Origin of the sequence: Sandarakinorhabdus oryzae (assembly GCF_009733735.1) — a bacterium.
Lineage (GTDB): Bacteria > Pseudomonadota > Alphaproteobacteria > Sphingomonadales > Sphingomonadaceae > Sandarakinorhabdus > Sandarakinorhabdus oryzae.
On the sequence record NZ_WNJP01000009.1, the window covers coordinates 25,324 to 37,998 of the forward strand.

Genomic DNA, 12,675 nt, shown 5'->3' on the forward strand with positions numbered 1-12,675 from the left:
AGCTGGGAGACGCTTAAAACCGGTCTCCCAAACCAGACCGAAAATCCCAAACTTCTTGCCTCCTGCAAATACAGCTTCTCGGCTCTGCAAGCCATGGAAAAAGTCTTTCTAACGAAATTGAAGGGAATGCGCGGATATCGCTGATAAATTATGACCGCACACCAAACGGATCTGAAAAGACTCTGTATACCATAGAGTCCTTTACCTTCACTTAGGTGAAGACTGCTGGAGTCTTTGCAGGTGGTGTGAATTTATCTCTTCTGGTGGGTTCATAAGACGTCGGAAAGCACCCGACATCAGACAGATTTTCCGAGCGGACGTTGCGCGCTCTGTAAGCGTCGATCATGGGCGCTTAGACAGAATATTTAGGCAGGAAGAAGTTGCTGTCCTTCCACAGCGATCGGACGCGGTCGTGGTCGATGCCCTACCGCAATCCTTTGTATTTGGACCGAGAGTGGTCGAATGGGAAGAAGCTTCAGTCAATCTGAAGCGGGTATGGCCTCCTCAGAAGGGCCAATCCGGCTCGTGCGAAAGAATGCTCATAAACTTGGAATAGTATCATTGCCTCGGTATTGTAAAAGGCCTGGGCAACAAGTAGCGTGCTGGGGGGGTGACTTGATTGGTGACAGAAGCGCGCCAGTTTCGGGCTATCGTCGTTGGAATCGAAACCTATGATGACAAGCAGGTTTGGAAGACACTAACCGGTGTTGGCCAAACGGCTGCCCGTGTTGCACGCGCCCTTAATGCAGAGCCGCTGGCCTTGCCCAACGGCGGCCTCAAGGATGAAGCCCCCCGCGCGCTGAAAGACGCCATCAAGGCAATCCCTGATCGTGCGACGGTCTTCTTGCATTGGATCGGACATGGCGTTTCAGCTGGTGATCAGCATTACCTTGTCTGCCGAGATTCCCCCGAGCCAAGCGCCCTCGATAGCTATGAAGCGATTCCTTCCGGGGAATTAGGGCGCATCCTTGCGGCGTCTAAAGCCGAACGCGTGGTGGTGGTGCTTGACACCTGCTTTTCTGGCGACGGTGCAGGCAATCTTGCACAGCGTTATCGTGACAGCTTGGCACTTGAACTGGATAGGGAAGGTTGGGAACGCGTTGCTTGTGTGATTGCGGCGTCCCACCCGCTCGACAAGGCCGTTGCCGGCCGGTTCTCAATTGCTCTTGCAGAGGCGCTCGAAGATCCGAGCCTGCACCTCAAATGGACCCGTGCCGAGCAGTATATTGATCCCGAGCGGCTCGCGATCGCTGTTCGTGACATGCTGGGCGAGGCGAACAAGGCGGTGCACCCGCGCTTTTCCAAGGAAGGCTTCGGTCAGGACATCATCCCCAACCCGCGCTACCAGCCGGAGGAGGGTAACACCGACCTCGAGACCCGCCGCCGGCTGGAAGGCGTGTTTGGTGAGGCAGCGCACTTCAATCTGTCGGCACGCGGTATCGAGACTGGCGAGGCGGGCTATTTCTTCACGGGGCGGCGGCAAAGCCAGCAAGCGATTGTCGATTGGCTTGGCGGCAGCGGAGGCAACCTGCTGGTGGTCACAGGTCCGCCGGGGGTGGGAAAATCGGCGCTCATAGGCCGAATGGTCACGTTGTCTGTGCCCGAAGTGCGGACCGAAATCGCAGCTGCCGGCGGCTTGCATACCGATGATCTGCTTCCACCCGACAATTCAGTGCATGTCGCCATCCACGCCAAAGGCAAGAGCGTGTTCGACGTGGCAACAGCGCTGGGCCGCGCCGCAGGTCTTGAGCGCCCCGTCGTCGACCAGCCGGGTATCGTCGAAGCGCTAGCAGCGCTTGCGGAGAACGGTAAGCAGCGCACCATCGTGATTGATGCGCTTGATGAGGCAGCCCAAGGCCAGGCGGAGCGCATCGCCAACGAGATCATCCGCCCAGTGATCGCGATGCCGCACATGCGCATGCTGGTCGGCTCCCGCCGCAGCCTTGATGGTCAGTTCATTCCCGATGGCGAGGAGCGGCACGAGCGACTATTGAAGTCCTTTGGTTTGAGCGCAAACATCCTCGATCTGGCAGATGAGCCGGAAGCCCGAGCCGATATCGCCGAGTTCACCAGCAAGCGGCTGCACAGCGCGGAATCTCGCGGTGGGGATGATTGGATCGAACAGGCCGCAACCCGCGTGGCAGACGCATCAAATGGCAGCTTCCTTTATGCTCGGCTCGCAGCGCGCAGCCTTGAAGCATTCCCCGATGCTGTGCTCGAACAACTTCCGGCCGATGCCGCAGAAGCGTTCGTGCTGGATATCGCCAGCCGTTTCAGCGATGATGTTGCTCGCGTGTCCGACCTGTTGCGCTCGCTGGCCTTCGGGCTCGGTCTTGGACTGTCCCGCTCGGTCTGGGCGCCCATCGCCACTGCGCTTGCCGCGTCGCCCCATACCTATACCGACGACGATGTGGTCTGGATACTGCGCAACGCCGGGTCTTATATCATTGAGACGACAGTCCAGACCGGCGGTATCGGTCAGGCCGTATATCGACTGATTCATCAAGCGATTGCCGATCACCTGCAAAAAGCCTGCCCAACCAGTAGTCCGAATGCGCTGATCATGCGTGCGCTTATGCATGGGTTAGAAGGTGAATCCTGGCTCGCGGCCGATGCTTATATCGCGCGTCATCTTGCCGAACATGCCGCGCAGGCGAATCATGAGCCCAGTGAGGATGTGTGCTTCGATCGGCTATTCGATCATCCGGGTCTTCTTGCCATTGCCGTGCCAGACAATTTTCTCCGCCTGCTCGGCTACGCCGAAGGGGCAAGGGCGCGTGCAGTGCGTGATATCTACCGATTGGCTGGCGCTGAATTGCGTGTGGCCGAAGCGGTGGAGCGGTGGGCGTTGCTGCATCGGACGGCGATGTTCCAGCGGTCCGACCTAACTCAATGGCTGACGCCACCTGGGTCATCGCCCTGGCAGAGCGCTTGGGCACAGACCGCGCCTGCTATTCCCCATTTGGTAGTTGGGCGGCACAAGGCAAAGGTAAGGTCGGTTGCGCTTGGTGCGTTTGATGGCCGGGCGGTGATCGTCTCTGGTGGCGAAGATCAGACCGTCCGCCTGTGGGATGCTGCCAACGGGTCGCCGTTCGGCGTGCCGCTCATAGGCCATGAGAATGTAGTCACTTCGGTTGCGTTGGGGGAGATTAGCGGCCGAACTATCATCGCCTCGGGTAGCAGGGACCAGACCGTCCGGCTGTGGGATGCAGCCAGTGGGACGCCGTTCGGGGCGCCGCTGACGGGCCATGCAGATTCGGTCACTTCAGTCGCGCTGGGGGTGGTCAATCGCCGGATAGTGATCGTCTCGGGTAGCAGGGACCAGACTGTGCGGCTTTGGGATGCGATCAGAGGGCAACCGCTCAGTGCACCGCTCGCGGGCCATAGGTCTTGGGTCACCTCGGTTGCGCTAGGGGTGGTCAACGGCCGGATGGTAGTCGTTTCGGGAGGCAGGGACCTGACCGTTCGACTTTGGGATGCCGAAAGAGGGCAGCCGCTCGGCTACCCGCTTACGGGCCATGGGTCTTGGGTCACCTCCGTTGCGCTTGGTGAGGTTGATGGCCGGGCGGTGATCGTCTCTGGTGGCGAAGATCAGACCGTCCGCCTGTGGGATGCTGCCAGCGGTTCGCCGCTCGGCGTGCCGCTTAGGGCGCATGCAGGTTCGGTAAGTTCGGTTGGGATTGGGGTGGTCGATGGCCGGGCGGTGATCGTCTCAGGTAGCAGGGACCAGACTGTGCAGCTTTGGGATGCATCCAGTGGAGCATCGCTCGGGGGACCCTTCTCAGGCCACGAGTCTTGGGTCACTTCGGTGGCGTTGGGGGTGGTCGACGGCCGGACAGTGATCATCTCCGCTGGAGATGACAAGACGGTGCGGTTGTGGGATGCCGCTAGTCGCCCGCCACGCAGCGCGCCGCTCACAGGCCATGAATTTTGGGTCGGTTCAGCTGCGTCAGGTGTGGTCGATGGGCGGACTGTGATTGTTTCAGGTGGCGGAGACCAGACCGTTCGGTTGTGGGACGCGGCCAGCGGGACGCCGATCGGCACGCCGCTCGCTGGCCATCAGTATTGGGTCAGTTCGGTTGCGCTGGGAGTAGTCGACGGCCGGGCAGTAGTCGTCTCGGGTAGCTGGGACGAAACCGTGCGGTTATGGGATGCGGCCAGCGGCACACCGCTCGGCGCCCCGCTTGCGGGTCATGAGAATATGGTCAGCTCAGTTGCGCTTGGAGCGATCGATGGGCGGACAGTGATCATCTCGGCTGGTGATGACCAGACCGTCCGGCTGTGGGATGCGGTAAGTGGCGCATCGCTCGGAGCACCGCTCACAGGCCATGAGAATATGGTCACCTCAGTTGCGCTGGGACTAGTCGATGGCCGGGCGGTGATCGTCTCTGGTAGCGAAGATCAGACCTTGCGCCTATGGGACGCAGCCAGCGGGTTGCCGCTCGGTGCGCCACTCATAGGCCATGAGAATGTAGTCACTTCGGTTGCGTTGGGGGAGATTAGCGGCCGAACTATCATCGCCTCGGGTAGCAGGGACCAGACCGTCCGGCTGTGGGATGCAGCCAGTGGGACGCCGTTCGGGGCGCCGCTGACGGGCCATGCAGATTCGGTCACTTCGGTTGCCCTCGGGGTGGTCGGCGGCCGGACAGTGGTAGTTTCGGGTAGCAGTGATGAAACTATACAGGTGTGGGATGCCAGAACGGGCGAGGCCTTAATGAAATGTCCAATTGGCATGAAAATTGGTTCAGTCGTGATTTTGCCTGATAGCCATATTGTTGCTGCGACAAATCGCGGAGTGATTAGCCTTCAAGTCCGTATTTGAACGGAGGAGACGATGCCGACCTCCATGCAAGACATGATCATCGTCATCCCGGGCATCATGGGTTCAACGCTTGTTGACCTGGACGGCAAGGAGTTGTGGGGTGTGAAGCCGGGCACGCTTTTGACGTCCATCATTCGCCTCGGTCGCAACTTCGACAAGCTGCGACTTCCGTCCGGCATCGGTGACGAAGCCGCTCCGGATGGCGTCAGGCCTGGCGCGCTGATCCCTATTCCCCATATTGTGGGCAAGCTGTTCGGCACAGAAGGGTATGGCCGGCTTGTCGCGTGGTTGGAGCAGCGGTTCGATGTGCGTCAGCCACAGGACGGGGTGCCGGGAAACCTGATCACCTTCCCCTATGACTGGCGGCTTTCGAACCGGGCGAATGCCAGGCGGATCGAAACGGAGTTGGTGCCCATGCTGGAAGCTTGGCGGAAGGCCAGCGGCAATCCGGACGCCAAGTTCCGCTTCATCTGCCATTCCATGGGCGGGCTGGTGGCGCGCTGGTTCACGGAAGTGCTTGGCGGGCGGGAGTTGACCCGGCAGATCATCACCATCGGCACGCCTCACCGTGGTGCGGCTGAAGCGCTGGTGCGCCTGTCCAATGGCTTTGATCCCGGATTTGGGCCGATCAAGATCCCGTTGACTGGGATTATCCGCTCCTTGCCGTCTGCCCACCAATTGCTGCCCACATACCGATGCGTGGCAGACGACGGCGGACCAAAGCGGATCAGCGAAGTCACTATCCCGGACATCGACACCGCCATGCTGACCGATGCGTTGGCATTTCATGCCACCATTCTCGATCATGCGAAGCAGGAGACACCAGCTGACTATCGCAAGTTCGCGCTGAAAGGGATCGAGCAGCCAACCACTACCGGCGCGCGCTTTGTTGGCGGCAGGCTGGAGCCGATGAATCAGCTGGACGCACAAGACCGCCGAGGCGATGGCACGGTGCCGCGCATCTCTTCACATATGCCCGAATGGCAGGATGATGCCTACGCTGGCGCCTTTGGCCAGCAACATGCGACGTTGCAGAGTGACGGCAACCTTCACCGACAGCTGTTCGCGATCCTGACCGCCCAAGAACTCGAGACCTACGGCGCAGGCGAGAACCTGTTCGGCCTGGAGCTTCCGGAGGTCGTGCAAGCCGGCCAATCCTTGCCGGTGACGGTGACGAGCAGCACCGGAGATGGAAGCCTGCCCCTGCGCGTGCATCTTTTGGACGAGCAGGGAACCGAACTCGACAGCCAACTGCTGCGCAACCTGGGCGGTGGCCGATACCAAGCCATTTTCGAAGACATCGCGCCAGGTCAGGTATCCGTGCGCGTCGCATCCGCCACACCCACCCGGCCGCTGGACCCGGTCACCGGCCTCACCATCGTCTGGGACGCGGCGTTAGCCGAAGCAAATGGTTGACGAGCGGAATACCTGTTGAAGCTTGCCATGATTCGGCAGATGTCCGCTGTTGGGATTGGGACTGGGTCTATCGAATGACCGGGAAGGGGCGCTAGGTTGCCGGTGTGGGCTCCACCACAACCGCATTCGACCTCGATTCCAAATCTGTTGCCGGCAGGTCGATCACTCGCACCTGATCCAAAGCGACCAAATGCTCCTCACCGTTTTCGTGTTCGGCTAGGTAGACCGTCAGGGCGCCAAGCGGCACAGACCGCACGGCGGTGTGGAGACAGCGAGACGTCGCGCTGAACCGAATGACCCTGCTGTCGGTGAGATAGATGACGGTGTGATCCACCAAGGCGGCGATCTTCTTTCGCGTGTAGGTGGTTCCGCTCTGTCGAAGGTTGAGAACACGCATTGCCAGCGCGAACGAGGTTCCAGCTTGTGCTGCGAAGTCTTTCTGAGCCCAGGCTCTCAGCGCCCTGTAAAGCTCTGGAGTATGCCCGTCAGCATCCCATTCGGGGCTGAAGCTGGTGTCACCTGCTGCGGTGCCTGAATCGACTAGAGACGCCCTGGTGACGCGCTGAGGTGCAAACATCACGCAGCGGTTGTTCAGCGTCAAAGCGACAACCATGGTAGCCCAGCTGGGTTGATGCAGCTGCTTGCTGATGCTCGCTGCCTGCTCGCAGGATACGGGATACCAGCGCGGTCTATCGTCAGGGGTAAGCTGCAACCTCAGATAACCCCACAGCAGATAGGGCAGGGTGCCCCAGCGTCGCCGGTGCTGAGCATTCCATTCGTAGAGGGGAGGGGAAGGCTGCATGCCGCAGGGCGCGGTCAATGACTGCGAGGGTTCCAGAAGCTCGAAGATCGACGTGTTGAAGGCAGTAGCCATGTTCTGGAGCTCAGCCTTGGTGGGAATTGCTGCGCGACGTTCCCATTCCTCGATCTGCTCTTCAGCCACGCCGGCTTGCTCAGCAAAACTACCGACAGTAAGCCCGCGACGAAACCTAAACCCTTTGAACATCTGACCAGTCTCTCTCATTTATTGATACAGACCTCTTGTAGATCGAAACTGAATCGAAGTCGGGTGGAAACCGAATAATGTAAAATAATCGCCGAAAAATGGCGAAGTCTTAGGATTGGACAGTGTGTCGCCATCCGGGTGGTGAATTTCTGACTGAGTTTTGACTTGGGTGCCTTCCATAGCCGAACAATTTGGACCGGCGTTGGATGTCTACTCAGACATTGTTGCCCAGATCAGTGAGAGGGAATTTTTCAAAGCGGTAATATGTCTTTAGCGTGAGCGCCGTGTCTCGAACAGCAAACGCGCTCGCTCCTCAATGCCCAGCCCGGGGTAGGATTGTTGAGAAATCAACACCAGTAAAGGCCACGCTATCGATTATCTCGCACCGTTGCTGAAACGTGCCTTCGGCCATCTTTCCGTAGCGGGTGGTCATCAAATCCTTAGAATGTCCGAGCACCACAGCGATTTGATCATCATAGAAGCCAGCCAACCGCAGCTGATCGGTGATCGTATGCCGGAAGCTATGGAGGCCCATGCCGTCAGCACCATGCTTCACATCTATCCGCGTGAGATAGTCTCGCCAGGCGCGGGACGGCTTGGCGCCCAGGATGCCCTTCACCGGTTTCAGCCCAGGAAACAGGCGAAGATCTTTTGCCTCGCGCCTTTCGCTTACATATTTGAGAAATCCTGCAGCCTCCAAAGTTTTGTGCACTGGCACGACCCGCCGTGAAGCGGTGTTTTTGAGTGTTTTTGTGGTGTCTTCGTCGTCACATTCTTCCATATGGAACGCCCACCGGTCGCCATTCTGGTGGATATCGCTGACCAGCAGCTGCGCCAGCTCGGTTGCTCGAGCGCCCGTGAACATTGAGCACAAGGGAATCCAAAAGCGCCAATCGCGGATCAGCACATCGCCAGCTTGGTGAGGCTTCAATACGCTTTCGGAGCCCTTGAACAGCGGTGACGCAAGAATGATGTTGAGCTGCTCGTCCGAAAACGGCGGTCGTTGGCCTCGTCCCTTGTCGATACGCGGAAACAACCCAGAGGTAAGGTTGTGCTCAACATATTGTCGTTGAACTAGCCACTTGAAGAAGGAGCTGACGCCTGAAATCTCGCGATAGACGGTTTTTGGAGACCGATTGGGAAGTTTCCGATTGATGCCAATCGCTACCGCAGCTGCAAGGGAAATGTCTTGGCAATCAGAGCGGCTACTGAACTTCACTGGAAGCTGGAGAAGAACTTCGACGAACGCAGCCATCTGCCGCTTCGTGATGCTTTCGACCAGGACATCGGGGCTACAATGCTGAACAAAGAGCCGGATAGCTTGGCTTTGCTGGTCTATCGTGTAGCCTTTCTTGAAAGCGCTCCGGCGCTCGGCTTCCTCAAATTTTTGGGCAAGCGCAGCAAGGGTGGTGTCCTCCCCTCCCATAGCTTTCGATGGCGTGACGAAGGATGCTCGGATCACTTCACTGGTCGGCGCGGGAGCGGCTTCCCCCCTTGCTGACCGCATCTCCAAGTCGGCTGCATCGCGAATGGCATCGACCATCGCACGGTAAAATGCCCAATAGCCTTCGGTGTATTGACCGTTTGCCAGCAACTTAGGGAGCGTCCAGCCTTCATCCTCGATAATGCGGTCCATCTTGTTCATGATGGGTTCCAACATAATTCCCTTGGTTGCCGCGTCCTTGAGCTTCAACGAACCATACTGAATGCTCGTGAGCTGGAGCGGAAGCGCATCCCGATCTTCTGCTACGACCGCTTCCGTAAATTTGGCCTCGTAGGCCATCCGCCTCTCGTCAAAGAATTTCCGACATGCTCGATTGATGTCAGTCTTGGTCGGCGTTTTCCCTTGAAGTTCCTCGCGTGCGGATCGTCGGACTGCTTCCCACTGGTCATCCTGTTCTAGGTTGAGCCGGTGCATCACAAGGCGCGCCTGCTTGCGATCTGACGTGCCTGTCGATTTCCAGACCGCTTCCTTGGGCTTCTGCCCATGCGACCTAAGGATGGCGATGACGTCCGATGGCACCGTTCTACGGTAGAAGAAGTTTGGTGAGTCTTTGCGTTTGACGAGCCAAAGGTCGGTCATGAGCACCTCGTAACGGCTCACGTAACAGCGAGCCGTAACAGGGCTCTCATTTTATCGCATATAGTTCAATAACTTATTGGAACATAAACCTAAAAAACCCGCGTGTTTTGCATCCTGTCTCCCCGACCATTTTACGCCGCGGAGCGGCTCCGGTTACAGGATCAACGGAGTAATCCTGTCTCCCCGACCAATGTCTCCAAAAAACGAAAACGGCCCCGGCATCGCTGCCGGGGCCGTTTCGTGTTCAGCGGGCCAGGTTCAGAAGCGCTGGCCGAACTTGATGCCGAAGAACTGCGGCCGGATCGGGAAGTTGCGCGACGAGTTGGCGCACAACGAGATGGCGCAGAAGGTGTTGGTGGTCAGGATGCCCCGGCGATCGAAGGCGTTCTGGATGAACAGGTCCAGGGTCCACTTGTCCTTCTTGATGCCCGCCGCGAAATCGAACGAGACAAAGCCGGCCGAATTGCCCAGCAGCTTGTTCAACTCGGTGTTCAGATCCTGGGTGGCGCCGGTCTGGTAGAGGGCGGCACCCTGGATATAGGCGTCCAGCTTGCCCAGCGTCGTATCATAGCGCACCGAGGTGGTGCCCTTGAACTTCGGCTGGCGCGGCAGGCGGGTGCCGTCGGCAGCGGCGACTTCCGGCGTATCGAGGCCGTCATCAAGCACGGCACCAACGGTGCAGGTCTTGAGCTGCGCAATGGTCAGCGTGGCCTGGTCGGCGGCGAAGTTGCAGAAATTGCCCTTCAGCTTGCCGTCGTTGTACGACCCGGCCGTCGAGATGGTGACCTTGCCGAGCTTGAGGTCCGCATCGAACTCGATGCCTTTCACTTCCGCATTGCCGGCGTTGCCGGTGATGCCGGCGCCCTGGGCGCCGGACACGACCACCCCGTATTGCAGATCTTTCCACTTTTCGAGGTAGATGGCGGCATTGAAGCGGAAGATGTTGTTCCACGTCGTCTTGAAGCCGATTTCGAAGTTGATCAGGTCTTCCGAACGGAACGGCGCCACCGCATAGACCTGGCCGCCGATGCGCAACGGCCGGCCTTGGCCGCCAGGACGGAAACCGGTCGAATAGTTGGCATAGACCATCTTCGACGGCGTCACTTCCCAGTTCAGCGCAACCTTGTGGGTCTCACCCTGCTCGCGATAGATCAGCTGCTGATCGGGCCGCGAGAAGTTGGTGTTGAGGCACTGCAAACGCTCGGCCGGCAGCGGCAGCGGGCAGCCGCCGGTGCCGGTCGGCACGTAGGTGGTGCGGATGTTGCGCGCCGTCGCCGCGACCCCGCCAAAGCCGACCACGTTCAGCTCCGTCCAGAAATAGCGGATGCCGCCCGTTACCTTCAGGGTGGGGGTGATGTTGTAATGGCCTTCAGCGAAGATGGCATAGTCTCGCGTCACGCGGTTCTGCTCGGTCAGGTAGAAGGCGTCGCGCTTCACCGCTGCCGAGCCGCGCACCATGGTGCCGCCCTGGTCTTCCGGGACGCCGAAACCGTCCAGCGTGGTGCCGTTGCCGCCGCAATCCTCGGTGTCACTATAGGCGCAGGCCGCCGTGAAGCCCGGCGACTGGCCGAGACCGTGGATGCCATAGTCGTCGTTGATCTCGATCTTCTGATATTGGTAGAAGCCGCCAAACGTGACGTCGAAGGGCCAGCTTTCCGGCGTCTTCAGGCGCAGTTCCTGGGTGAAGATGCGCTCGTTGCGGTTGCCGCTGTAGAACTGGGTGGGGTTCAGCAGCGTCGTGCAGCGCAGCGAATCCCCTGAACCGGTGCAGCCCGCCTTGTCGAAGAACTGCAGATAGGATTCATAGCCGGGACCGAAACTGTCGTAGGTCACCGAATAATAAGTGTAATCGTTGAGCAGCTTGATGTTGCGGCGGAAATAGCCGGTGGCGCTGACCAGGTCGAAATCGCCGATATGGCCGTGCACGGCCAGCTGCGCCTGATACCATTGGTCGTTCTGGCGGGTGTCGTCATAATCATGCACCTGCAGATCGCCAACGCGCGGATCGAAACCGAAATAGCCGCGCGAAATCTGCTTCTGTGCCGTCACCTGCGGGTTGATCGACCAGCCATCGGCCGGTTCCCACAGCAGTGACAGGCGACCGCCGACTTCATCGATCGTGTTGTAATTGTTCTTCACCTTGTTGGCGTTGTTCAGCGTGAAGCTGGTGAGCGGGTTGGTGTCGCCCAGGTTGAACACCGCCGGCGTGCCATCGTTGTATTTGCCGTTGTTGGGCGTGTTGTCGATGTAACCGCCTTCGTGGCGATAATAGCCCATGGCGCGCACGGCCAGCGTGTCGGAGATCGGCACGTTGATGAAGCCCTGGGCCTGGCCACCGCCGGTGCCCTTGCCGAACTTGTTGCCTTCAAAATCATAGCCGGCTTCGAATTGGCCGATCTTCGGCTTGTTGGTGATCACGCGCAGCGTGCCGGCCAGCGAGCCGGCCCCGAACAGCGTGCCCTGCGGGCCCGACAGCGCCTCGATGCGTTCGATGTCATAGATGTGAACATCGGGAAGGCCGTTCACGTTGATCGAGATATCGTCGAGATAATAACCGGTGGCCGGATAGGCGCCGCCGGCCGGTACGATGCCGCGGAAATAGACTTCGGTACGGCCCGGCCCGAGACCAGCGGTTGAGACCGACGGCAGCAGCGCGGTGAAATCGGTCAGGCCCTTCACCTGGCGGTTGGCCAGTGTTTCGGTGCTGAGCGCCTGCATCGAGATCGGCACCTTCTGGATGCTGGTCGCCGTGCGGGTGGCGGTGACGATGATTTCCTCGAAGCCTTCCGACTTTTCGGCGGCGGCTGAGGCCTGGTCCTCTGCGGCCAGTGCGGGGGCGGCAAGGCCCGCCAGCATGGTGGTGGCGCACGCCAAGCGGATAAACTCGGCCCTGCGGCTGGCGATACGACGCTGTTCTTGCCCGATCATGTCAGTCCCCCTGAAAAATTGTCCCCGCGCACTCCCCGACGGCAGCCCCGAGCTGCCCGCCTGTGTTATCATCGTCCCATCGGCGAGGCGATGGGGATGAGAACACAAAAACCAACTGTTGCAAATTGGTGTCAGCTTCATCATGCCGCATCATCGCGGCGGGCATATGGGCCATTTTCCCCCTCTCCCCGGCCGACCGGTTGTGTGGCTGGCCAACCCGGCCTAGCTTCGCCCTGATGACAGGACGCAACTCTCCGCCGGGCGGCCCGCCGCCGGCCTGGCAGCCGGCGCTTGCCGCCGCCACCGCCAAGCTCGATTCCGATCCGGACGCCGCACTTGCGGCAGCGGACGCACTGCTCGCGGCCCAGCCTGAACTGCAGCCGGCCCAGCTGCTCGCCGGCCAGGCGCTGCGGCGGCTCG

6 protein-coding genes are annotated in these 12,675 nt (G+C 59.7%); 3 read left to right on the plus strand and 3 right to left on the minus strand.

Going from position 1 to position 12,675, the window contains the following annotated elements:
• Nucleotides 1–622: 622 nt before the first annotated feature.
• Together GJ693_RS02055 and GJ693_RS02060 are read left to right on the plus strand one after the other, a co-directional pair.
• Complete coding sequence (locus GJ693_RS02055; RefSeq protein ID WP_156254674.1) at nucleotides 623–4,822, plus strand: WD40 repeat domain-containing protein; 4,200 nt, start codon at nucleotides 623–625, stop codon at nucleotides 4,820–4,822.
• A 33-nt stretch (nucleotides 4,823–4,855) separates the two neighbouring features.
• A complete protein-coding gene (locus tag GJ693_RS02060; protein WP_197041892.1) occupies nucleotides 4,856–6,238 on the plus strand; it encodes a lipase/acyltransferase domain-containing protein in 1,383 nt (460 codons plus the stop codon).
• 91 nt (nucleotides 6,239–6,329) lie between these two features.
• Here GJ693_RS02060 and GJ693_RS02065 read toward each other — a convergent pair whose 3' ends face one another.
• The 3 genes from GJ693_RS02065 to GJ693_RS02075 form a co-directional block, all read right to left on the minus strand.
• Nucleotides 6,330–7,244 (minus strand): helix-turn-helix transcriptional regulator, encoded by a 915-nt coding sequence (locus GJ693_RS02065; RefSeq protein WP_156254676.1) that lies wholly within the window; start codon nucleotides 7,242–7,244, stop codon nucleotides 6,330–6,332.
• A 313-nt stretch (nucleotides 7,245–7,557) separates the two neighbouring features.
• The gene (locus tag GJ693_RS02070; protein WP_156254677.1) at nucleotides 7,558–9,348 is read right to left on the minus strand and encodes a site-specific integrase; all 1,791 of its coding nucleotides are present in this window, start codon (nucleotides 9,346–9,348) and stop codon (nucleotides 7,558–7,560) included.
• 237 nt (nucleotides 9,349–9,585) lie between these two features.
• The gene (locus tag GJ693_RS02075; RefSeq protein ID WP_197041893.1) at nucleotides 9,586–12,255 is read right to left on the minus strand and encodes a TonB-dependent receptor; all 2,670 of its coding nucleotides are present in this window, start codon (nucleotides 12,253–12,255) and stop codon (nucleotides 9,586–9,588) included.
• 236 nt (nucleotides 12,256–12,491) lie between these two features.
• Between GJ693_RS02075 and GJ693_RS02080 the strand changes: the two genes are divergently transcribed.
• Nucleotides 12,492–12,675: hypothetical protein (locus GJ693_RS02080; RefSeq protein WP_197041894.1), on the plus strand; the 184-nt coding region annotated here is incomplete at its 3' end.